Genomic DNA, 26,918 nt, shown 5'->3' with positions numbered 1-26,918 from the left:
ACGGTGTTTTTTATAACTTTTTTGATATAAAAAAATAAAAATTTAAACAAAAATAATAAAATATTAAATAAATTTGAATCAATATATAAATTAAAAGGAGTCCGAAATGCTAGAAGTACAAAATTTATCGAAAATTTTTAGTGATAAGAAGCTTTTTGAAGGTGTTAATATTAAGTTTACTGAAGGAAATACATACGGTATTATTGGAGCTAACGGAGCTGGAAAAAGTACATTTTTAAAAATTTTAGCTGGTGTTATTGAACCTACTTCAGGACAAATTATTAAAGAAAAAAATAAGAGAATCAGTGTTCTTTCACAAAATCATAATGAATATGACGACATGATTGTAACCGAGGTCGTGATCATGGGGAATACTGACTTATATAAAATTAAAGAACAAAAAGATGCAATTTATGCAAACCCTGAAGCAACAATGGATGATTACACATTAGCTGGTGAATTGGAAGAAAAGTATGGTGAACTTGGTGGTTGAACTGCGGAAAACGATGCACAGGAATTATTAAGTCATTTATCAATTCCTGCTGAAAAATGATATTTACAAATGAAGGATCTAACTGCTAATCAAAAAATTAAAGTTCTTTTAGCAAAAGCGTTATTTGGAAATCCTGATATCTTAATCATGGACGAACCAACTAACCACTTGGATCTTAAAAGTATTAAATGATTAGAAAACTTTTTAATTGATTATCCTAACGTTGTTATTGTTGTTTCTCACGACTCGGACTTCTTAGATTCAATTTGTACACACATCGTTGATATTGACTATTCAGAAGCTAAAATGTACACAGGTAACTATTCATTCTGAAAACAATCATCTGAATTAGCTCGTGAAATGATGAAACAATCAAACCTTAAAAAAGAAGCTCAAATTGAAAAACTTAAAGAATTCATCGCTCGTTTTAGTGCTAATGCTTCTAAATCGAAACAAGCTACAAGTAGAAAAAAATCACTTGAAAAAATTCAATTAGATGAAATTAAACCATCAAACCGTAAATATCCTTATGTGCGTTGAGACATGCACAGAGACCACGGAAAACAAATTTTAACAGTTGAAGATTTAACATATAAAAACGAAAATGGAGACGTTTTATTTGAAAATGTTTCATTTAGCTTAAATCCAGGTGAAAAGATGGTCCTAATCGGGGACGATGACATTGCAAAAACAAGATTATTACAAATTTTAGCTGGTGAGTTAGAACCTACATCTGGGACAGTTAACTGGGGACAAACAATTAAATTCAGTTATTTTCCAAATGAAAACTCTAAATACTTCCAAAATGATGAAAATATTCTTGAATGAATTAGTAAGTGACCTTTAGAAAACTCAACTCAAGAAACTAAAGATAACAGTGACTCGAGAATGCGTGGTTTCTTAGGTCGTATGCTTTTCTCAAATGATTCTGTTTTCAAAAATGTTAAAGTCACCTCCGGAGGGGAAAAAGCTCGTTTAATGTTTTCAAGAATGATGTTACTTGAAAGTAACTTTATTATTCTAGACCAACCTCTTGACCACCTTGATGCTGAAAGTATTGATTCTGTGATCGAGGGAGTTAAAACCTACAAAGGTGGAGCAATTTTCACTACCTATAATAGAGCATTTGTTAACCAATGTGCTGACGTTATTTTAGAACTTCAAGAACCAGGTAAAAGTTTCTTATTCCGTGGTACACTCGAAGAATACGAAGAAGCTATGGATTATTAAAATTGAAAAAACACCTCTTTATTCCGAGGTGTTTTTATTTATTGATTTAAAGGAATTTCGATCGATTTTTCAAATGTATATGTCTTGTTTTCAGGATTATTTGGTAAATTCGAAGTAGCTTGCAATAATATAGTTATTTTTGTTGCATCTTCGCTTTGATTCAACTCTTTTGAAACAACTTTTAAGATTTCAATGTTGTCAAAATAAAATTTAGCGCCTTGGTTTTTGGTTGCGATAAAATCATTTGAATTCAGTTCATTTACATCTTTATTTTTCGATTCTTCTTTTAATTCTAAAGAAACGGTTTTATTCGCAACATAATTAGTAATAAGTTCTTTAATAGTTTCTGAATAAAGCGAATTATCCTTATTTATAGGTTCTTTTTCACCGTCTATAAAAATCTCTAGAACATCATCTGGTAAATTATAACCGTTGTTAATTCCATTAATTGCACCTGATAGGAAAGTAAATAGGACTCATTTGTTAAACCTTAAGGGATTCTCATCGAGTACGTGGTATGTTGTTAATTCTTCGGATGCAATTTGTGTTTCTAATGCTCTAATTATGTGTCCTTTTTGGACCACATATGTTTCTTTTTCGTTAGTTATAGGGTTGACAAAATCAAGTGAATTACCAATACTTTCAGGTGAAAGGTTTTGATTAATTCATGTTGCATTATAATTGTGTCCAGGATGACCTTTGTAGTAAATATTGTACTCATCCGCATATTTGGAAGCAATATAAACTATTCTTTCTAAATCTGAATCATAACTGGTACCAATGATAATAATCGATGGTTTACCATTAATTTTTGTATCGACATAAACAATGTCACGTTCTTTTTCTCAGCTTAATCCAATTATTTTGCTTCATCAAGTAACTGAAAGTCGCTTACTGTCCCTGTCGCGAGCATTGAAAAGAATATCCTTAATTTCCTTGCTAGAATATTTCTCACCTTCTTCAGGTTCAAAAAAGGTTTTTACATTTTTAATTTTCTTATTCTTTAAACTTTGAACAGCATCATAATCTGAAAAATAACTAATAATTTTCGGATACATGTTAGTAATCAAATATTGACTCAAACGGTCTACGTATTTTGGTGCATTTTTTAATAAATTTCCATTTTCAGGATCTAAATATAAGTTATAAACTGCTGGTACATATTGATTTGAAACTCAGTTTCCAGTACCTAAAGAATCTTCAATTGCAATTACAGTTACGTTCGGATACTCAGTAGTTAAATTTGCATAACCAATTTCATCTTTAAAGTGGTCTGAGTTTACAAATAAATTAATTTTTTTATCTGGATTAGTTCCAATAATTCTCTTAAAATACTCTAAAGCTTCTGCATCAGAAAGCGAGTCCAAGTCTTCAACAGAAGATTTTTTATAATTTTTTTGTACTTTTTGAGCTTCTGTTTCATCTTTTGGTAATTCTCTTTTTTCACGTAAAAATGTTACAAATTCATCTCTATTTAATGACTTTTGGAATAATAATTTTGATGTATAAAGAAAATGTGTTTCTGATTTTGATAACATTGCTAAACGCACAAGGTTAAAGAACGTCATAATTCCATATGTCGAAAAATATAAATTAATGTCCGCTTCATCTTGAACTTCTAAGATGCTTTTTTTACTATCTAAATCACTAATTTGATAGTTAATAAAGTTATTTTTAGTTTTGTCTGATGTAATTTTCATTCCTTTTTTACTGCTTAAAATAGGCAAAACAATCGCTGCAGCACCAATTAGTGCGATGGAACTCGCAGAAGTTAAAATAGCTATTTTATTAGTTCTTTTCATAACTACATTATTATAATATTTTTAACTCTTAAACAATTAAATCCTTAAAAAACTTTATAATAATTATTATGAAAAATTTATCCTTGTGGTTTAAACCAGAATTGTATAAAACAAACATCAAATTATTGAATTTTATGTGTGTTTTCAACTTCATTAGCTGATTCTTATTGTTTTTCGGTCTATTTTATCTTTTATATCTACACAATATCGCGCTAAATATCGGAACAATCGAAAATATTAAATCGTCTGGTGCTTATTATCAAGTTATAATTCCGCTTTTTGTACTAGCTTTAGTATCTCAAACAACTCGCTTGACTATATTTGCAGTTATTTTGTGGTTTAACAAATCTAAATCTAGAATATTCTTTTTTGCTTTAATTTTTCCTTTTGATTTTGAAACCAAATTAAAATTCAATTTAACAATAAATCATAATCTTCAAAATGCAAATAAAATTATTTCAAATCAAATTACAAATAATTTTTTCATTTCTATTTTTGTACTTGTTGCATACGTTGTTTTAATGGTTGTTGATGCTCAAATTTTAAAAGTTTATTTTTATTATGTGTACCATAAATATTTTTGAATTCACGCTATCTATTTAACATTAATTTTTGGATATCTATTTTTATCAATTCATTGAAACGATATTTTAAAAATCAAATTAATAAATAGCAAAATTTCAAACCCTATCAGATTAAATGTAATTTGAAATCCTTGAGCAATTCAAGACTAATAAAGCTATTTTACAGTTGTTTTCGTATTAATAGTTCCACTGAATTTCATTAATTGTCCCCAGTTGGTGACAATTAAGATTAATAAAAAATCCCCACCTTAGTCGTGGGGATTTTAAAATTCTTATTTGTAAGGAATTACATGAATATGTGTATGAAATACACTTTGCTCTGCTTCTTTTCCGGTGTTAATTACAATTTTAAACGCAGGAATTCCTTGATCAATTACTCCTGAGTTTCCAAGTTACTCAAGCATAAAAAACAAATACACCTACGATATAGGCGTATTTGTTTTTTCGTGATTAAAATTACACACATAGAATTACGTCATGCATGCAATAAAGTCTTTGTAAATTTTTATGTTTTCTTTATGATTTTCATCTAAATCATTTATTATTTCCTGAACAACCTTACCATCAATTTCTTTTCTTGTAATTGTCATCATCCTTAAAGAATCAATAAACAGATCTAAAGTCACTCTTTGTATTTCTCCGTTGCTTTTATAATAATTTTTTAATTTGTAAAGAGAATATTTTAAAACAACGAGAGCAATAAAACACAATAAAAGATGTGCTAGTATGTGTTTTTCGCTGTGTACAAATACAGGTCTAACTTGTAAAGAAGATTTCAGTGTTCTAAAGTTTTCTTCTACTTTTCATTGTCTTTTATAAATTTCATTAGCTCTTGATGGTGTTAAGTTAAGAATATTGGTTTCAATAATATAAAAACCATCCTCTGATTCCTTTTTCTTTATTTTTTCTCAGTTTAATTTCGCGACCGTTTTACCATTTATATCCATATATTTCTTTTTGTATTCAGGAACTAATGAACTAAGATGTAGTTCTCCGTTAATAGCTTTTTGATTTAGTTTATCGATGAAATTGTTTCTTTTTAACTTGTCTAGTGTTCTTTTACCAGGACTAAAAAACACACATCATTTTCGGTATTGGCCATTAAATCTCTTTTTGTTTCATATAGATTCCACCATTTGTTCTTTTCAGAAAAAATCATCTCTGAAAGTATAGTTTTCGTCTTGTAAAATAAATTTTTTCATCTCGTTGCTTAAAGTATCTAATCTTTTTTGGAATATGTATTTAATACCTTTTTGTTCTAGAAAACGCAAATTCGCATTATTATTAATTCCACGATCAGCGACTATTGTAATGTCGTTTATTTTATAAAGAAATTGCAGTTCTAAAACAAACGATAACATTGTTTTACCATCCGCAGTATTCCCTGGAAAAACTTTATAGTGTAATGGTATTCCGTTTCAATCTACAGCCATAGCAATCACCACCTGATCTTCATTATGTTTTCCATCTTTTGAAAATCCGTTTTTTCTGATACCTTTTCGTGTGAAGCTTTCAAAATAAACAGTTGTATTATCAAAATGAATAATTTCATTATTACGGTTAGTTAATTCATTTATTTTGTTAAAAAGGTTTACTAAAACTGAATCTTTGTTTTCTAAAATAACATCAAGGTAGTTGTAAATTGATGTTTTTTTAACATTAATATCGTTTATGAAGTCATTCTTATTTTTGTATTGCGACATATAGCTTCTTGGCAAAATAATTCTTGTGGCTATAAAAAATTCTAAAACCTCTTCTAAAGATTTATGTTTGCTTTTTGGTAACGCTGAAAACAAATCTAGTTCTTTAATGATTTTGTAAATTAAATCGATACCAATATTTTGAATGCTCGTTTTTACTGAATTAGGTTTTAGTAATTTGAAAAACTCTTCTTTTGCACTTTGCTTATCCAAATTAACATCAATTTTACTTGCGATTTCTTTGATATCCTCAATAGAGGATAATGAATATTTTTCTTTTATATCTTCTCAATAGCCTAAACCGATTTGACTACCGTAACCTTTTTTAAAACCTTTTGAAATAGCTAAAACTAAATAATATTTTCCATTTTGCTTTTTCTTGCATAGATTGTAGTTCATACACTTATTATATCATTTTATGTGTGTAATGTAAGTAAAAAAATGAATTTTTTTATTTATTCATATATCTATGATATATGTGTAAAAAAAATGAGCCAATTATATGGCTCAACTTGGAAACTCAGGTTAAATATTTCACTGTTTCTCCTTTTGTACTAATTATATAATTTAATTCCAAAATATAAAAAACTAACTCATAAAAAGAGTTAGTTAATGTGCAATAAATATTGTTTGACTGTTATTGTGTAACGTCGTCTTCAGAGAATGTGTGTGTGTATTCTTCTGAGTGTGTTTTATTAATTTTATCGAATAATTTGTATTTAAGTATAATGGTTCTTTTTCCATTATCTTCGCTTGTTTCAAAAATAAGTCTTACTGATCTTTGTTTATCGCTAGTGTTGTCATGATCTGTGTAACCGGCAATTCTTACTTCTTTTTCTGTAGAAGTCTTATCAGCATCAATTATTTGATCAGCAGAATCGGTAAATCCAAAATTAGGTAAAATAAAAATTTTAGTTTTATCCTTTGCTCTTTTATTTACTTTTCAACCATCACGTTCATTATCAATTCTTCTTCCTTTTTGTTCGGTTGAATACAACTTATTGAAATGTTCTAACGTAATACCACTAACTTTAAATACTTGATTATTAGCAGCTAATTCTTTAGCTTTTTCAAAATTAGATTTTTCTTCTGTTTCTTCTTCAGTTTCAGTTGTAACTGTCGGCACTTCTGGAGTTGTGTGAGTTATGTTTTGAGTATATTGATTATTGTCATATGTATAAGTATATGTCAATTGATTGTCCTGAGTTTCCAAGTTACTCAAGCATAAAAAACAAATACGCCTACGATATAGGCGTATTTGTTTTTTCGTGATTAAAATTACACACATAGAATTACGTCATGCATGCAATAAAGTCTTTGTAAATTTTTATGTTTTCTTTATGATTTTCATCTAAATCATTTATTATTTCCTGAACAACCTTACCATCAATTTCTTTCTTTTCTTGTAATTGTTCATCATCCTTAAAGAATCAATAAACAGATCTAAAGTCACTCTTTGTATTTCTCCGTTGCTTTTATAATAATTTTTTAATTTGTTAAAGAGAATATTTTAAAACAACGAGAGCAATAAAACACAATAAAAGATGTGCTAGTATGTGTTTTTCGCTGTGTACAAATACAGGTCTAACTTGTAAAGAAGATTTCAGTGTTCTAAAGTTTTCTTCTACTTTTCATTGTCTTTTATAAATTTCATTAGCTCTTGATGGTGTTAAGTTAAGAATATTGGTTTCAATAATATAAAAACCATCCTCTGATTCCTTTTTCTTTATTTTTTCTCAGTTTAATTTCGCGACCGTTTTACCATTTATATCCATATATTTCTTTTTGTATTCAGGAACTAATGAACTAAGATGTAGTTCTCCGTTAATAGCTTTTTGATTTAGTTTATCGATGAAATTGTTTCTTTTTAACTTGTCTAGTGTTCTTTTACCAGGACTAAAAAACACACATCATTTTCGGTATTGGCCATTAAATCTCTTTTTGTTTCATATAGATTCCACCATTTGTTCTTTTCAGAAAAAATCATCTCTGAAAGTATAGTTTTCGTCTTGTAAAATAAATTTTTTCATCTCGTTGCTTAAAGTATCTAATCTTTTTTGGAATATGTATTTAATACCTTTTTGTTCTAGAAAACGCAAATTCGCATTATTATTAATTCCACGATCAGCGACTATTGTAATGTCGTTTATTTTATAAAGAAATTGCAGTTCTAAAACAAACGATAACATTGTTTTACCATCCGCAGTATTCCCTGGAAAAACTTTATAGTGTAATGGTATTCCGTTTCAATCTACAGCCATAGCAATCACCACCTGATCTTCATTATGTTTTCCATCTTTTGAAAATCCGTTTTTTCTGATACCTTTTCGTGTGAAGCTTTCAAAATAAACAGTTGTATTATCAAAATGAATAATTTCATTATTACGGTTAGTTAATTCATTTATTTTGTTAAAAAGGTTTACTAAAACTGAATCTTTGTTTTCTAAAATAACATCAAGGTAGTTGTAAATTGATGTTTTTTTAACATTAATATCGTTTATGAAGTCATTCTTATTTTTGTATTGCGACATATAGCTTCTTGGACAAATAATTCTTGTGGCTATAAAAAATTCTAAAAACCTCTTCTAAAGATTTATGTTTGCTTTTGGTAACGCTGAAAACAAATCTAGTTCTTTTAATGATTTTGTAAATTAAATCGATACCAATATTTGATTTGAATGCTCGTTTTTACTGAATTAGGTTTTAGTAATTTGAAAAACTCTTCTTTTGCACTTTGCTTATCCAAATTAACATCAATTTTACTTGCGATTTCTTTGATATCCTCAATAGAGGATAATGAATATTTTTCTTTTATATCTTCTCAATAGCCTAAACCGATTTGACTACCGTAACCTTTTTTAAAACCTTTTGAAATAGCTAAAACTAAATAATATTTTCCATTTTGCTTTTTCTTGCATAGATTGTAGTTCATACACTTATTATATCATTTTATGTGTGTAATGTAAGTAAAAAAATGAATTTTTTTTATTTATTCATATATCTATGATATATGTGTAAAAAAAATGAGCCAATTATATGGCTCAACTTGGAAACTCAGGATAGGTCAAAATTTTAACAATAAAGAAAAAAAGACGAAATACTTAGAATTTAAGCATTATCGTCTTTTAGTTTAAATGTTAATTAATCTTTAACTTTGAATTTCAAATCTTGAATTGTAGAGTTGTAGTAAATTGAAAGGATGTTATGAGCTTTCTCACTACCAACTATTCCATAACGACGAGCATCTAAAGCTTCACTAGTTTCACCAACTCCATTGTTAATTAAAATACCACCGATTCTATCCATACCAAAATATCTAAACTTGTCTTCACTGTTTGTTACAGCAGAATAATCTTGTATATTAGGAATATAGTTTACTGCTGGAGTATTAGAGGTATTTCTTATAACATTTCTTATTAGTTCAGCATCTGATTTTGATGATGGAATTTTAATTGTTCCATTCGAATCAAATAAAAGATTATTTTGATAAACATATTTTGTAAAGTTATCCGCAGATCAGACTTGTTTTTCTGCATCTGTTGTACCATTTCCATTATAACCGTCAGCCATTAATGATCTATTTTTACTAAAGGTATAAGAACTTAAATGATTAATATAAGAAGTTAAATCTTTGGTATTAGAATCAACTACAAATTTGAATTTTCATGTATAAAGTTGAACTCTAGGCATACTGTTTGCAACTGCATCAGCTCCAGTTTTGAACGTATAACCGTATTCTTCTTTATAACTTGAGTTATTACCTTGTTTTTTTTGTGCTACCTTATCATCCACATATCTTAAATCAGCTGAAATACTAATTGCTTGTGCAGGGAAGAAACCATGAACTACCAATTCTTTTGTTGTATCATCTAAATATGAAATGTATCTTGCTTTATCAATGTTAATCGAATCTGTTCATGAACCAGATAATGAATTTGTTCCAGGTACTGTAAATTTAATACCTAATTTTTCGTTTTTAATTAATAAGGCTGTTCTTTTTAATTTTGCTAATTCAGAATTATCATTACTGTCAACATTTAATTCTGATTCATCTTTTTTAGAATATTCGTAAGCTTCAGGTGTAACTTCTATTCTATTATTAAATCCTGTTCCATTGAAAATTTTTTCTTGTAGTCCGCTTCAGAATTTATTAAATAATTCATCATCTGTTTGATTGTTTTCTAATCATCCAGCATCTTTGAAGTTGAATATTGTTACACTAGAATTTTGTCCATATTGTTTTTGTTGATTATTAGTTTGGACAAAAACATTTCTTCCGCTTGGAAACTCAGCAGTTGATGAATTATTAAATCTAATTTCTAATGGATTTGTGTCATTTAAAACAAATTCAGTTGGAGTTAAGTTGTTAAAATCTACTGAATTTGGAGATACAAATTTATAAACAACATTTAATTTAATAGTTGTTGATGAATAATCACCAGCTGAGTTTCGTTTAAATTCGTATCAACTTCCATCACTACGTTTTTTAACAAGTACTCTTAAATTAGATGTATCTAATTTACCATTTTGATCAATAACTGTAAACTTAAATTCATCAAATAAATTAACTATTTCATTATAAGAAGTAATATCTAATTCACTTATGTTAGAATCTTGCGAACCTAAAGAAATAAGTAAATCAGTAAAATCTTTATATCTGGTTTGTTTTTTAGGTCTAATGTTTGTGTAATTTTCAACTACATCATTTAATAATAATAGTTTTCTTGGTTTATTTGCGAATGCATTAGCTTTTGTAATATCAAAAGCTGCAGTTGGAGTTACATTAGCTTTCAGATCTTCAAGTTCTTCACTTTCTAAATTATCTTCTAATCAGTTAAATAACTTTTTAGTATCGTTAATAGTTTTAATGAATTTAGCAGATTCAGTTCTCATTTGTTCTTCTTTTCTAGCTTCAAAATCTTCATTTGTTTCGCTAGTAGAAGTTTTTGTTAAACTATTTGCAGAATCAATAAAATGAGCATCTAATTGATCAACTAAAGTTTGATATGCAGTTTTTGCTTTTGCATATAAATAATCAATTGCTTTAAACGTATTTTCATCAGCTCTTGGTGATTTTAAATCATCCTTGATTTGAGTTAAATCATTTCTTAAAGTATAAATATTTACAAAATCAGATTTTAATTGAGTAGTTAAATCTTGTAATAATGCTTTAAGAGTTTTTAACTCAATTGCATTATTCCCCATAACTAGGGAATTATCTGAAAAAATTATTTTGTCATAATTAGTTTCATCTTGTGAATTGGTTGCAATTCCTAAGAATGAATTATAAGCATTTAAGAATTGATTGTTAAATGAGTTAACAACTTCTCACATTCCTAATTGTTGAAAAATATTTTTATCACCTGCATTTTGAACTTGAATTAACGATTCAATTAATTCTTTAAACTCACGAATAATACCTTTTTTGTTAGTTACAGAATCTTCTTTAGCAACATATTTTTTCACATTATTGTGGTAAATAGTGTTAAAGCTACTAATTTCAGATTGAATATGACTAATTGAATTTGCAATTACATATTTTACTTTTTGAGCAAAAGGAGATAAATTAGTTTTATCTTCATCTGAAACATGATAATTATTTTGGAATGCAGTTGTATCACTTAATGATGCTAATAACAAGCTTGCTTTTGGTTCATTATTGTTAAAATTATTAACCAATTTACTATTATAAAGATCTAAACTAATGTCAGAACCATCACGAACATCAGTGTTTTCAAAAACTTCTTTTAAACTCTTCAAGTTTTTAAGAACATTTGATAATTTTTCTTGTTGTTCAACTCAAATTTTTTCTTGTTGATTGTTAAATTCTTGAGTTGCATAATAAATTTTCAAGTTTACCGCTTTTAAAGTAACATCATTATCAAGAGTTGTATTTAACTGTGTAAATGCACTATCACTATAAACAATTTTCTTTAAGTCATTTATTGCTTTTTCATCATAAGTACTTGTTTTGGTTCATGAATTTTCAGTAATTTCTTGACTTAATTTTTCAGTTTTTGCTAATAATTCTTTAACTTGATTAAATTTCTCGTTTCTAATTTCTTTAATTTTGTCTAGAATTTTGAATCTAATACGAGCTTTATTTAATTCATTGTTTGGAGTATCTTTAATAGTTGAATTAGCTTCTTGAATTAATTCATCTAATTGACTATATAACTCTTTAGTTTTTGGAGTATCAATAATACTTCCACCACCATTAGGATTTTGTTTTTGTTGTGAAATTTCTTGTGCTTTCGAAATAACTCTTCTTAATTCTTTAGTATCTTCGAAAACTTGTAAGATAACGTAATTATCATTAACAGTCACTGATGTAGTATCATCTAAAGAATTAACACTCTTGTAAGTCGGATCGTTATTTTTATCGACAATTGCATCTTTAAGGTATTTATCTTTAACAGCGATTAAACTTTGGCTATTTTTTGCTGTTTGAGCAAATTCACGTTTAAATTCATCTAATAGATTATTAATTGGTTTAGTATCAGTAGAAGCTAAAGTTGAGCTATCAATAATATTTTTAACACTTTGATATCTCGCAAGAATTTCAACTTCAGTAACAGCAATTTTGATTTCTTCTTGTGATTGAAGAATTTGTTCTTGAGTGTTAAAAGTTTTATAACCTTCTTTAGCTTTTTTGATTATTTGTTGTAAATCACTAATTTTTGCAACTAAAGTAGGATCAACTGAATAAGTAGAGTTAATTAAATTTTCAGAATTCTTAATAAGAGTTGATAACTTAATAAATTCAGGTTGTAATTTTTGTTCTTTTAATTGACCATCAACTAAAACCGATTCAATTTGTGGAATTTGAGTTGCTTTTAACACCACATTTTGACGGATTTGCTCAACTCTTTTACTTAAAGCATTATAAAGTTCTAAATGATTTTCTTTTAATTCTTGGTAACTTAATCCATTTGCTGCATCACTTGTTTTATATGCATTTAAGATATCATTTAATCATTTTCTTTTTTCATTTAGACGAGCAATTTCAACTAATGAATCTTCTAAGATTTGAGTTTTTGTTGCAATTTCTTCGTTTTCTGGATCGCTAGCAAATAATTGAGAAGCAGTGTTGTTTCATAATTTTGCAATTAATAATTTAGCATCTACTAAATCCCCATCAAAATATCCAGCTCTTGATTTATTTTGATATTCACCAATTTTAATTGATACTTTTTCGTATTCATTAACAATTTCTAACGCTTTTTGTGCTTTAACTTTAATTTTTTCTAAAGTTTCATGATTATTTTCTTTAAAAGCTTCTTGTTGAATAGCTTCTAATCATTCCTTAACTTCGGTACGTTTAACGTCACTTTGTTGAGCATTATAAGTGTAATATTCAATTACTTTATTTTTGTCAAGTGCCTGTTTAATAATTTCATTAATTTCTTTAACAATTTTAGCTTTAACTGATAAAGCTTCAATTTGTTTTCCTTTTTCTAAAATCGCACTTGAATTTGCTTCAGCTGCAGTTTCTAAGGTATGAAGTTCATTAATTAAGTTTTGCATTTCTTTATTAATTACTTTTAAGCTCGTATCATCTTGAGTACTATCAATGAAATCTTTAGCATCTTTTACTTGAACTGAAGCTTTTGATGTAGCATCTATTTTATCTCTATAAATTTGAGTTATTTTATCTAAATTCTCTAATTCAGAAATTGAATTTGCAGAGTTGATTTGATTAAATAAATTATTATAGATATTGTTTAAAGCATCTGTTCCTGTTGCATCATAAGGACTAATTTCATCTGCTGATAATTTTCTCAAGTCTTTTAATAAAAGTTTTGATTCAAGACGTTTTGATTCTAAATCAAGGTATTTTTGGAATTTGTCTGTTAAATTTAACTTTTTATTTTCAATTTCTTCAGGTGTATTAATTGAACTAGCAAATGAATCACTTAACATATCATTTAATAATTCAAGATCTTTATTAATTAAATCAATTTCTGCAGATGTTAACTTACCTACATCACCATCAGCTTTAGCTGCATCAGCAGCTAATCGTTCTTTTAAAGTTTTTATTTTATCAGCAACTAAAGTTTGCTTGTTAAATAAATCATTCGCTTTTTCAATTTTTAATTGATCAGTAGCAACATCATAGTTAGTATAATCATTTTTAGAATCTTTAATATTAGCCAAGATGTTATCAGTCAGTGTCTCAATTGCATTTTGTAAAGTTTTATAACCAGATTTTTCATCAGGAGTTAAATTATTATATTCATTTGTTGAATCTTCGTCGTTTGGTTGTACTTTTTCTCTTAAATCTTCAGCAAATTTAACTGCTTTATCTCTTTGGAAAGCGAATTTCATTTCTTCATATAAATCATCTAAATCAGCAAGTGAAGTAGTTGGAGATTCTTTCGCAGCAAGATATTGATCAACAACACCCTTATAAAAAGGGAATTTATCTGGATTCGCTTCATATTGAGGATCTAAACTATTTTTAAGTTTTTCGATTTTATGAATTTTAGCTTGGAAATCTTCTACATTTTTTGCTATTTGAGCGTCAATTTCAGCTAATTTAGCCTGAATTTCAGCGTTTTTAGCATTAATTTCAGCAGGTGTTGAAGTTTTTGAATCTAATAAAATTTGTGCTTGTTGTTTTAAATCGTCTAATTCTTTAAGCACTTGTGACTGAATTTCGACACCAGTTACTTGATCAATTTTTTCTGCTAAATCATTTTTTAATGTTTCATTTAAGTTTCTTTTTGCTTCTTCACGATCTACAATTGCACTTAAATTATTAGTTTTTTCAGCAATAACTTCAGGAGAATCAGTTAAATTAATATCATTTTGAGCCATTGCTTTTTTCAATTCAGCAATAATCTTAGCGTTTTTATCAGAATCAGCTTGTTCTTGTTCTAATGAATTGATTAAATCATTTGCTCTTTTTAGTTGTTCAACAAGTGGCGGATAAGCTTCTAATTTTTCTCTTGCGTCACGCACATCATTAGCATTAGTTTTATTTGCTAAAGCTTCTTGTGCAAATTGATCAATTTTTGAAAGTCCAGCGTTAATTGCTTCAGCTTCAGGTGAAGTTGCTGAAAGTCAATTTGACTGAATTTCATTATTTAAAGAAACAATCTTGTCTTTTTCAATCGCAACTTCGACATCATTAACTTCATTTTGAGCTTTAACATTTAAAGCTGAAACTTCCTCTGAGTTTGGAATTGAATCACTTTTAATTTTATTAATTAAATCACTAATTTCACCGTTGACGTTGTAAGCTTTTGGTAATTCATTATTAGTGTATGTTCCACGTGTTAGTGCACTTTCAGCTTCGTCAATTTTTGGTTGCAGACCGTCCAGTTGAGTATCTTGTAATTCTTTTGCCAGTGAAAGGATTTGTTCTAATTTGATTACTTCATCCTTATTTTTTTCTAAATTGCCATCGTTTAGTACACTTCGGTTAAATTCCTCTTTTAATGAATCGTATTTGTCCAAAATTGCTTGTTCCATTGGAGTGAAACCACTAGCATTAAGAGTATTAGGAAATGTTTCATTGATTTTTTTCTTTAAATCATTAAACATTGCCTCTTGTTCTTCGTAACTAATTTTTTGTTTTAATGCATCATTATCTGCTGCTAATTCTGCTTCAGCTGCTTTAATTTGTTCAGCAGTTGAAGTTGGATTTAATAAAATATTTTTTAAAACATCTTCTTTGTCGCTAACTACTTGAGTTTCAGCTTGTGCGTTAGGTCATTTTTTAGCTTTTTTAAGTAAATCCTCAGCACGATCAACTTCATTTAATGCTTCTTTAGCTAAGTTTGCTTTTTCAGTATTTTCATTAATTTGATCGTAAATATCATTTAGTTTTTCGTTGATTTCATCAACATTTTCAGGTGTTAATTCTGCTTTAAGAGCGGCAATATCGTTTTTATAACCTTCTAAATTAGCAATAAACACTTCTTCGAATTTACTAGGTTTATAGTTTGAATTATTTTTCTTGTTGAATAAATCATTTAAGTGAGCTTCTTTTTCTTGAATTAAGTCTTCAAGACGAATTGTGTTATCTAAAGCTGGTTTTTTAGCGATAAAGTCATTCATTTGAGTAATGACATTTTTTAGTGAAGTAATAGTATTTGGTGTACTTTGATCTGCAACATTAATTGCTAAACCATTTAAACGATCTAATTCTTTTAAAACTTCAGCATTTGAAGAATTTGCAGTATTTGAGTATTGATTTCTTAAACTTTGAAGATAATCATTTAAATCTTGAACTTGAGATTCGTAATCACCTTTTAATTCGTTTGATCAAGTTTTATAGATCGCTCTAAGCTGTTCATCAGGCAAATCTGCTAAATTTTCACTTCCACTAATTTTGTTTCTTAATTCATCTAAATCAGTGTCAACATCATTACTTAATTGTGGTTGTTTTTTCAATCACTTAATATCTTCTTCTAAATTATCAAGCTCACTCATCATCACTTTTGATTCTTGAGTTGCTTTTTCAAATAATTGCTTCATTTTATCGAGAATTTTTGCAGCTTCTTCAGGAGTTTTCGCTTTTTTTAATTGATCTTCTAAATCATCTAATTTTAACTTATTACCATCTGAAATAAATCTTCTTGCATAGGCATTGTCAATTTTTGTTTCGAGAGCTTTAAAATTATCTTCAAGATTTTTTAAATTATTGAATTTATCAGTAATATCTTTTTTGATTTTTGACAACTCAGCTGAAGTAGATGGTAAATTGGTTAAATCAGGTAAATTAGTTTCAAAAGCAGTTCGCAATACATCAAGTTTTGGTAAATTAGCATCAACAAAATCCTGAATTGTATTTTTCAATTCATTTGGATCTTTTTTGTTGTCACTAATCAGTAAAATTGATGATTTTAAATCTTCAATTGCATCATCTAATTTAGTTTCTGAATTTAAGTTATTTTTAGTATTTTCATACTGTTTAATTGCAGCTTCAATTTGTTTTTTTAATGCTGGATCACTAGCATTTGCTAAAGCTTCTTTAGCTTGGTCTAAAAGTGAATCACCACTAATAACCTTGGCATCAATTCTATCTTTAAGTTCTTTTAAATTATTTAATTTATTTTGAACAATGCTTTCTTTGATCTCTAGGTTGTTAAGTGAGAATTCGCCAGATTCAGAATAATCTTCAAGGTCATTTACTGCAAAGTCAAAATCACCTTTTAATAATGGATAAGGAAAGTCTTTGCTCAATTCTTTCCCTTGAGCAACTAATTCAGCGGCAGGATTTAAGTATTCTTGTTGTTTTGCATAAGATTTATCAAAATAATTTTCATAATCTTGTAAATCTTTAGATAAATCATACTCAGGATTTGCTTCATATTTTTCGATTGCGTTTTGTAATTTAAGGTAAGCATCAGAATTAAAGTCAGATTTTAAAGTGGTTTCACGTAATAATTTATTTTGTTGGTCTAATAGGTTTTTTAGAATATTAAATTCAGCTTTAGAAATATCATTTGTAAATAAAGATGCTACTTCTTTAGTAATATCATTAAGTGATTCAGACAATTTTTTAACTTTTTCATTATCACTTAAATTTTTATCATTAAGAACTTTGTTATATTCATCTATTTTTTCTAAACTTTCTGGACTCAATTTATTTTTAAGTTCAGAATTTTTAATTTGTGCAATTGTAACAGCACTATTTTTGATATTAATAAGAGCTAAATTACCAAAACCAGAACCCTGCTTTTCGTGAATGAAAGCTAAAAATCCACCTGTTAGTGCAGCTGTAGCTACTGCTACAGCAGTTATTTTCGTTAAAATTTTCTTATTTTTCATATTAACATCCTTTTTTATTCTGAATCATTACCTAATTCAAGATCAGTTTTGTAAATTTTTAATTTGTAATCGAAGTTAAAGACGTTTATAAATCCATTTGTTGCAAATGCAATATCATTTGTATTTAAGTTACCTCTTGTTGAATATGTTCATCTATCATAATTTGAGTAAGTATATCCATCTTCTTTATTTTTCTCAACAATATCAGTGAATATGTCTTTAGCAACTTTAACTGATAATTCTTCTTTTTGTACTTTTGTCATGTTGTCATTTATCGCTTCTGTTTTACTTAGGTATAATCAACCAAAATTATTTCAAGGTAAACCACCGTTGAAGTGATTTGATGTAGAAGTAGGAACCATTTCGAATCCAAGAAGAATAAGACCTACCTTTTTAGTACTTACTTCAAAAACAGGAATACCAATTCTTTGTGGTAAATAAGATCTAGTTCCGTAATTATCAGGTTGAATTAATTTTCAGAAAGTAGTATCAGATAAAATTTGTACATTTTTACCGCTAAATGACAAAGTATTTTGTTTAAGTGAAGCAGTTATTGAAATTCTTTCTTTTTGAACTTTTAAATTATGTTTTCACTCTTTCATTAATTGTTGGAATAATTCTTCTTTATTGCTTGTTGCATTATCTACTTTATTTTTTATAAAGTTTAAGTTAGGATCATAAGTAAATAATTTGTCATTTGTTAAATCATTTAAAACAAAACTTCTTTCTAACAATTGATTAATTTTATCAGCGTTATATAATGCTAAGAAATTTTGTTGTGGATATAAACTTTGAATTTCGCTAAATCCAGTAGCGATAATACCTGGAGCAACTTCTGGAGTTAAACCACCTAAGCTATAATCGAATAAATTTGCATCATTACGAGATTCATTTAATTTTCTATGGTAATCACTACCTTTATAAAAACTCTTCATTAATTCATCATTAATGATTACAGATGAGAAAGTGTTAAATCTAGTTTGTGTATTTGGACGAACAGCAGAAACATCACCAACATCTGAAAATACTGTATTATTCGCAACAGCATTATCATATTTTATATAAACATTGTATTTAATATTTTTATAACTTGGATTAGCTTGGAAAACCTCTGTTAAAAATTTAGAATTAGCAGTATTTTTATCTTTGTAAATGTACATTTTAACATTTTGTGTGTTAAATGGCATTTCTGTTTGTTTTAAAAACGAAAATCTTTTGAATAAATTATTTATAAATGATTGATTGTTAATTAGAACAGCAGTTTGTTCTGTACCATTAACAGTTAAATCTTGACCATTTTGATTATTTAAAGCAGCTACTCAAGCATCAGAGTATTTTCCTTCTTTTAGTTCCAAATCGTTAAAATTCATGTTTAAGCTGTCAATTTCTGATTGTTTGAACATGTATTCGAATAAATCACTCTTGTTAACCGGATTATTTAATCAATCTCTAAGTGCTCTAGCTGATGTTAACATACGTTTAACTTTTAATAGAATTTGTGCCGGAGTATCTAAGTTATTAGCATCTAATTCTTTTCGAATAAAATTAGAATCAATTTCGTTTCTTAATGTAATTGCTTGATCTTTTTGATTTTTGAAAGCTTTTAAGAATTTAGTAAAGATTTTGTTAACATTTGGATCTTCATTGTAATAATCAGGATTAGCATTATTAACTAATAATTTTAAGAATTCCGAAATATTTGATCTAGCATCAACATAAGTTGTATAAACTTTTTTCAATGAATTTGCATCATTTGCACTAGTTCCGAAAACAAAATTATTAAATTTAGTATTAGTGTCTAAGATCGCTTTTGCATAATCTAAGAATTTATTTTTTGATTCAACTAAAGCGTCTTTATCTGCATCAGCGTTTGGTTCATTTAGATTGTCATCATTTGCATTTGCACCAAAAGCTTCAGAAGCTATAAAGGCATTTTTATTTGTGTCGGTATTAGTATTAAAATGTAAATCATTGATTAAAAATGCTGAATTAGGATTATCATTATCATTTTTAGCAGTTTCAAGCTCATCTTTTGCTTCATCAAATTCTGATTTAAAACTTTTTAGTTTTAACTTAGTTTTTTCTTTTAAAGCAGTGTATTTAGAATTCAATTTATTCTTTTTATTCTTAATATTTTCAACTGTTTCAGTATATAAGTTGTATTCATCATCTGAATATTGAATTTGATTGTTATTTGTATATTCATCATCAATATTTCATGTATCAGCATTTTCTTTACTGTATGATTCTTGACCTGGAATATTGTGAATTAAAGTGATTAATTCATCAATATCACTTTGTGAAATCTTAAATAATTTTTTAAGTTCATCAGCATTAATACCTTTAGTATTAATTTGTGAATCACTACCATTAAATACTTGGACATATTGTTTTGATTTTGCAACTAATGATTTTAAGCTATTGTTTTCAAAATTAAAAATATTAGTTAATTGTTGTTTTACAAGTTTTTGAGATTCAGCAATTGCATTAATTGCTTCGCTAATAAATTCAGCTTTGTTTTCATCATTAGCTTTAGCTTCTACAGTTTCTAAATCAGTAATTGCTTTTTGTTCAAATTCATTAACTAAAACACTTGATTGATTTGAGTAGTTAGCGTCAGTATACTGTTTAATGTCTTTAGCAAGATTCTTTTGAGTTTTTAATTCTTTTAATTTTTGATCTCTTAGTTTTGCAATTAAACCAATTGATGGATTATTGATGATATCTTCTTGTAATACTTTATTAATTTCGTCGTGAATTGGATTTTTTAATTGTGAATTACCTTCAACAATTTTTTCTCCTAATCTATCATATAAAGTATTCATTAACGGAGTATCGGTATTTACACCATTATCAACTTTTCTTGCATCATAGATTTTTTGTGCTTCGCTTAAAGCTTTTTTCAAGTTAATTGAGTTTCTTAATGCAGTTGAAACTGAAGTATCATTATCACCATTTAAGTATCTTGTTTTTAACTCTTGCATATTTTCAGATGTTAAATAATCTGAATTGTACAACTCAGTAAATGCGTTATTAATAATAGTTTGTAATGGAGTAAATTCTTCTTGAGTAAATCAAATATTATCGTTATTTGCTGGATTTGTTGTTCTATCAGCAGCTTGTTTATATGAATCAAGAGCTTTTTGTTGTTTTACATATTCTTCGTAGAAACTTAATTTATCTCATTGAAAATCTAGTGATTTCTTTCATTTATTAAGTGAACTTCGGTCATCAGTTAAAGCAACTAATGAAGCAAGGTTTTCACCGTTAAGGTTAAATGTTGCCTTAATAAATTTAATCTCTTGTTCAAGTTGAGTAATTAATGATGACATATGTTTGTTAGCACTCATGTCACCATCAGCTTTAACTTTTTCAATTTCAAGTTCTAATTTGAATACACGATCCGCAATTTCTTTGTATGTTTCAAACTTGTTAACGAAATTATTTACTAGAACCATATAATTGTCTAAATCTTCATTTGCGACAGAATTTTTTACATATTCTAACATTTGAACTAAAACATCGCTTACTTGATTATTAAACAATTGATATCTTGCTTTGCTTCTTGTTTCATCAATGCCTGATTCGTTTTCAGTTGCTTCTCTAGGTAAAATAGTACTTAATTTATCATTAATAGCTTCTTTTAATGAGTTTGCACCATTAATTTTTAATTGTCTTGTTGTATATAAATTGTATCTATCATCAATATTTGCAGTTAATGAATTTGATTTATTATCGATAATATCATTTTTTCATTGCAATGCTTTATTTTTGAGTGACATTTGTTGTGCTGAATTTGCATCATCAAAACTTTTATCATATAAAGCATCTGATAAGTTGCTAATTTGATCTTCAAGTTCTTTAATCTTGAATTCAGCAAATTTAATGTTGTAGAAAATAACGTGATTTTCGTTTTGTTTTTCAGCTAATTTAGTATTTTTATCTTTAATTTGTGCAACTACTTCGCTAATTGAAGCTTTGGTTTCACTAATTTTAGAATCAAGAACTTGAATTGTCGCTTCGTCATATACTTTTCCGTAATGTTGTTGAGCTTCAATTTCTCTTTTTCTTTCTTTTAAAGTTTCTAATTCTAAAACTAAAACAAATTCACGGTTTTTCAAACGAGAAAGTTCGTTAAATAAATCATCTAATGCGTTTACTGTTTTGTTAAATTCATTCTTAAGGTTAGACAATTTATTTTGTTTAATTTGAGTAATTTGGTTACTTAATTCTGTGTATTTAGCTTCAATTTCTGAAACTGATAAGTTTGAAAAATCATTGCTTAATGAATTGTTAAAAATAGTTTCACGGTTCGCTATTTCAGCTGGTTGATTGTTTTTAATAGCTGAATTTAAAATTGCTTCACCAATGTGTTTTGCATCAAATTCATATCCGTAATCTTGATTAACTGCATTTGTAGAATTAAGATTACTAAATGTACTTGCTTTAGCAGTATTATCCGCTTTAACAGCATTGTATTTAGATGTAATTGTATTTTCTTGGTTAGCAATTAAGTTTTCAAATCTTAATAAACTATCTTTTAAAATGTTAATTTCTTTTTTGATATTTAACATTATTTGTTTTGGATAATTAATTTTAATTCCAAAGTATTTATAAACAGTTAATGCATTTTGCATTCCTTGTTTAACATTTTCTTTAGTTAAAGTACTAAATGATTCAGGAGTATCAGCGTCGCTTAATTTGAATTCTTGAGAATCGATGTTTCCAAAACCATCTGAATAAGTTAAATCTTCTAGTTTTTTGACTGCTACTTCATATTCATCGTTAAATTGTTTAATTGCATTTAATGTATCAATATAGTTATCAGCATCATTTTCTAATTCATTAATTTCATTAACATTTGGATTTAGGTATTCTTCTTTAGCTTTGACTTGTAAATCTTCTTCAAAACGTTTTTTGAATGCTTCGATAATTGGATCGGCTGGATTTGCTGTACCTAAAGCTTCTTCAACTTTATCAGCAATGTTTTGCACTTTACCAGCTAAGACTGAAATTTCAGCAAAGTTTTGTTGAATTTTCTTAATTTCATCTTCAATTTTCTTAATTTTGTCTTTACCTTTAACTTCAGCTAATTTAGTTTCTAATTCAGCAAGTTTTTGAGCTAAAGAACCATCGCCATCTTTTAATTGTTTTTGAATTGCTGGATCGGTTGAATCATCCAATTTCTTTTGCAATTCATCAATTTTACTTTTAACATTTTCACGATAAGTTTCTTCAGAAAGCGAATCAGCTTTAGCCTGTGCTAAGTTATCAGCTTTTTGGTTAACTGTTGCGACTTTGTCATTTGCTGGATCGATTAAATTATTATTAATTGCATTTAAAATGATTTCTGGATTCTTGCTGTCGGTGTATGCATCTAAAAGATCTTTTGCATCAGTAGCATAAGTATTTAATGCATCTAATTTAGCAATATATTCCTTAAGTTCATTTGAACTTAATTCATTTGCTGAATCACTTGGATGAACCGCATCATTTCAGTTTTGCAATGCATTATTAATGGTATTTTTAAGTTTATCAGTTGGTGATTCTGTTTCATTTTCAGGAGCTGTTGTTTCAGCAAAAGTACCAAGTTTTTCTTCAACTTTAGCTTTTTTATAGTCAAAAACATCTTTTAAGTAATTAAGATTCATTTTCGCTTTTAATTCGTTAATTAAAGCTGGAGTTGCAGGGTTGCTAAAGTTACCTTCAGCATCTTTAAGTTTTTCAATTTCAGCTCAAGCAGCATTTAAGCTAGCAAGATCATTCTCGCTCATTCCACGTTTTGATAAAGCTTCTTGTTTAAGTTGATCATAAAGTGCTTTTGCATCTTTAAATGAATCACTTAATTCTTTTTCAAGACGTTTTTTCTCAAGTTTAGCTAAATCATTTTTTCTTAGAATATCATTTTTTAATTTACTTAATTGTGCTGCACTTAGACTTGGATTTGCTAAAGCTTCTTTGAATTTAGCAATTTCATCAGCTAAAGCAGGTTCTGAAGTTGCAAAAATCGCTTTTTCTTTATCAGCTTCAGAATATACTTGTTCCAAGTTTGCAATTGCATCAATGATTTCTTGTTTAGTTTCGATTTTGTTTAATTCTTCAGAAATAGCTTGAATTTTAGCATTCACTTGTTCTGGTGAATCACTTAATGAAAGAGGATTTGCAGCAATAACATCTTTAAGTTGTTGTGCAATTAAAGCATCTTCAGGATCAGTTAAGTTTTTGTATGCTAATTGTGCTTCTTTGATTTTTTCAGCTAAAGGCAATGAATTTTCAACTTGTGTTTTCATTTGTGCTAAAGCTTGTGGACTAGTTGAAGAATTTGCTACTGCATCAGCTAAATTTTTCTGAGTAGTTAAATTATTTGTTACTAAATTGGCTAATTCTTGGTATTCTGGAGTGTCGGTTTCTTCAGCTGGAGTAATGTATTCAGCTAAATCAGCGATTGAATCTCTTAGTTTAGCTCTTTCTTGTTCAACTTTTAAGTTTTCAATTTCAGCATTTGCATCATTTTTAAGTGAGTCATACACACTAGGTCCAACTAATGGATTTTCAAGACCTTTAATAAAGTTGTTAATTTCAGCTAATTTTGACTCAGCTGAAGCAGTGCTTGCTTTAGGTGTTCCAGTGTCTAATTTTGCATTTGTATCTGAAGTACGTTGAATTTCGTTAGCTAATTCTCTACGTTTTTTCTCTAAATCAGCAGCAGGAGCAATGTTATTTTGCAATTCTTTGATTTTTTCAATCGCATCATAATATTCACTTGGTGAAGTTTCAGGATTATCTAAAATTGCTTTTTGTTTTTCTAATTCAGCTCTTAATTTTGCTTCTAATTCACTTGGAACAACACCATTACGGTATGGTGAAAAAGCGTTGTTTAACGCTGCAAGTGCTTTTTTGTAGTATTGATCTGAGATTAAAGAATTTTGTTTGTCACGAATAATATCTTCTAAATCTTTCAGTTTTTGAATTTCAGCTTCAATGTCGTAGTATTTAGGATCTTCAAAGACACCGTTTTGCTCTTCCATTAAGTTGTTTGCATCTTCAATTTCACCTAATAATTGTTCTTTAATATCAGGATTTGCATCAAGTGATTTGATTGCATCTTTTAATCTTTTTTGACGATCCATCAATCTTTGCAAGTCAGGTAATTGTGAATCTAATTCGTCAATTTTAGCTTTTAGAGCATCAATTTCAGCTTCTTTTTGAGCATTTGTTTTATATGGATCTGAGTAAATTGAATTAATTTTATTTAATAATTCATTCGCTTTATCTCTTAAGATTTTAGCTTGCGGATCTTGTTGATTTTGCAATGGCATTTGTGCAATTCGATCTTTAATATCACTTGTGTAAGCATTGATGTCGTTAACTTTTTTATTAAGTGCTGCATCATCAAGTATTTTTTTGTATTGATCGATTCTAGGTTCAATTTGAGCATTGGTTGAGCTTGATAAATCATTAGTTAAAGGTTCAGCATGCATTTGCAAGTTTTGAATTTGAGCTTTAATTGCGTCTGAAATACTTGGATCGTTAATTACATCTTTTCCTTTAGCAATTAAGTTCTTTAATTCAGCTTTATTAGCGTCACGTAATAAGTCATAAAGTTTAGCAACTTCATCTTCAGCTGCTCAAGTTAAGTCATTTTCTGAGTCTAATTCGTCTCACTGATCTAAATTTTGTGCTTTAAGTGCGTCGATTTTACTTTGTAAAGCAGCAATTTTGTCCGCATCAGCATCTGGATCGTTTTTTCTAACATTAACTTTAGCTTGTAAATTAGCTAAATCGTCATTAACTTTTTGAGCACGAACTAATTTTTCAACTACTTCGTCAATTTTTCCGTTTTCATCCCCTGATAACTCATCTAAATTTTCACCGTTAATTGAATCTAAAATTGCATTTAATTCTTGTGCTTGCGGAGCTAAAATAATTCCTTGTGCTAAAGCGTCTTGAATCATTTGACGAGTTTTGTTGACTGAATTTTGATTACTTTGTGCTTTGTCAATTAAAGCTTTAGCTTCTTGTTTTAAGTTGACTAAATCATCGTGTTTAAGTTTTGGATCGTTTAATTTAGCTTGAATTTGTTCTAATTGTGCATGTAAAGTATCATTTAGATTTGTATGAGCAAAAGTAGGTGCAGCATCTAGAATGTTTTGCACTTCATTCTTAATTTCATCATCAGCTTTATTTAAGTCATCAAGATTATTAACAATTGCTTCAACCGCTTGTTCTAAATGTAAAATTTCGTCTAATTTGTTGTTGGCAAAACTAGCATTTGGACTAGCTGCTTGAGCATTGTATGCATCAAGTTGAGCTAATAATTTTTCCTTTTCAGCTTGTGGTAAGTTTGACGCTAAAACGCTGTTTTTAGCTTGTGCTGATCTTTCTAAGTATTTTTTGTATTCATTTTCAGTCGCTTTTTTAGCGTTGATTAAGTCGTTGTAAGCTTTGTCTAAGCTATTTGTTAATTCGCTAACGTTTTCAGCTGAAAGAACGTTGTTGCTAAAAGTAGCATCAAGTGCTTTAATAATCGCTTCAGCTTTAGCTTTTTCTTCAGGTTTAAAGTAATCGCCATTATTTCTTAATTCATCTTTTAGTTTTCATAATGTCTGTTGAGACGGAGCTAAAATATCACTTTGTCTGTCATAAAGTGATTGTGTTGATTCTTTTAACTGGTCTGATAAGTCAAGTTTATCCGCTGGTGTTAAGTTTTGGTCTTTAATTGTGTTGATTAAATCCCCAGCTTTTTCTAAAAACTGAGTTTTTAATTCAGGATCTTTAATTTCATTAACAATGTCATTTAATGATGAAGAAATGTTTTCATTTGAACCATTACGAATCGCTTCATTAAGTTTTGCATATGCTAATTCACGTTGAATTCTGTCTTGGATTTTTTGTGCTTGAGCCGAATTCATGTTTGGATTATTTTTCATTTCACTTAATTCTTGCATTAATGTTAAGACAGTTTCTTCAGTTTCTTTTGATAAAGTCGAAGTTTGAGTTTCAGAATTCATGTGACTAAGCAAGTAATCACTTAACATTTTTTCTGCGTTGAAAATTTGACCAAATGATTTTTCTTTGATAATCACACCTGAGTCAGTGACATTTTCATTAAGTGCTAGTAAAACGCCAGTTAAACCTGCAGCAGCAATTCCAGCAATTGCTGCTGTTGAATTTAAGATTTTTTTCTTGTTCATTTTTTCTCCGTTCTGAGTGTCTTTTGCGTGCTAAAATTGCGCACTAAAAAATCGCTCAATAGACTATATTTTATTAATGTATAAATTTTAAATGATTTCGTCTAAAATGTTAAATTTTATTCCAAACTTAAAAA

At 28.1% G+C, this 26,918-nt stretch carries 8 protein-coding genes and 1 pseudogene; 2 read left to right on the top strand and 7 right to left on the bottom strand.

The window, feature by feature from the left end; translation table 4 throughout:
- Positions 1-106 precede the first annotated feature (106 nt).
- On the top strand, positions 107-1,723 hold the full coding sequence (locus BLA55_RS01200; protein ID WP_073372295.1) for an ABC-F family ATP-binding cassette domain-containing protein: 1,617 nt from the start codon (positions 107-109) through the stop codon (positions 1,721-1,723).
- A 38-nt stretch (positions 1,724-1,761) separates the two neighbouring features.
- Here the strand turns inward: BLA55_RS01200 and BLA55_RS01195 are convergent, their stop codons facing one another.
- A complete protein-coding gene (locus BLA55_RS01195) occupies positions 1,762-3,525 on the bottom strand; it encodes a hypothetical protein (RefSeq protein WP_073372294.1) in 1,764 nt (587 codons plus the stop codon).
- Between the two features lie 68 nt (positions 3,526-3,593).
- Here BLA55_RS01195 and BLA55_RS01190 point away from each other — a divergent pair, with 68 nt between their 5' ends.
- On the top strand, positions 3,594-4,259 hold the full coding sequence (locus tag BLA55_RS01190) for a hypothetical protein (protein ID WP_157089902.1): 666 nt from the start codon (positions 3,594-3,596) through the stop codon (positions 4,257-4,259).
- A gap of 122 nt (positions 4,260-4,381) precedes the next feature.
- On the opposite strand, the gene BLA55_RS04565 is transcribed toward BLA55_RS01190, so the two are convergent.
- The 6 genes and pseudogenes from BLA55_RS04565 to BLA55_RS01155 form a co-directional block, all read right to left on the bottom strand.
- The gene (locus tag BLA55_RS04565; protein WP_256373980.1) at positions 4,382-4,456 is read right to left on the bottom strand and encodes an HIT domain-containing protein; all 75 of its coding nucleotides are present in this window, start codon (positions 4,454-4,456) and stop codon (positions 4,382-4,384) included.
- A 123-nt stretch (positions 4,457-4,579) separates the two neighbouring features.
- Entirely contained in the window at positions 4,580-6,208 is a 1,629-nt protein-coding gene (locus BLA55_RS04130) for an IS1634 family transposase (RefSeq protein WP_084107625.1), read from the bottom strand.
- 238 nt (positions 6,209-6,446) lie between these two features.
- A complete protein-coding gene (locus BLA55_RS01175) occupies positions 6,447-7,022 on the bottom strand; it encodes a hypothetical protein (protein WP_073372292.1) in 576 nt (191 codons plus the stop codon).
- Positions 7,023-7,101: 79 nt separating this feature from the next.
- Positions 7,102-8,741: pseudogene (locus BLA55_RS04125) on the bottom strand (IS1634 family transposase).
- Between the two features lie 209 nt (positions 8,742-8,950).
- The gene (locus BLA55_RS01160) at positions 8,951-17,590 is read right to left on the bottom strand and encodes a hypothetical protein (protein WP_073372290.1); all 8,640 of its coding nucleotides are present in this window, start codon (positions 17,588-17,590) and stop codon (positions 8,951-8,953) included.
- Between the two features lie 14 nt (positions 17,591-17,604).
- Positions 17,605-26,784 carry a coiled-coil domain-containing protein gene (locus BLA55_RS01155; RefSeq protein WP_073372289.1) on the bottom strand — a complete coding sequence of 3,060 codons (9,180 nt, stop codon included), beginning with the start codon at positions 26,782-26,784 and terminating at the stop codon, positions 17,605-17,607.
- Positions 26,785-26,918: the final 134 nt, after the last annotated feature.

The sequence above is a fragment of the Mycoplasmopsis pullorum genome, assembly GCF_001900245.1.
GTDB lineage: Bacteria > Bacillota_I > Bacilli_A > Mycoplasmatales > Metamycoplasmataceae > Mycoplasmopsis > Mycoplasmopsis pullorum.
Note: the sequence above shows the minus strand (reverse complement) of the source record. Positions and strands in the feature narration are given on the sequence as shown.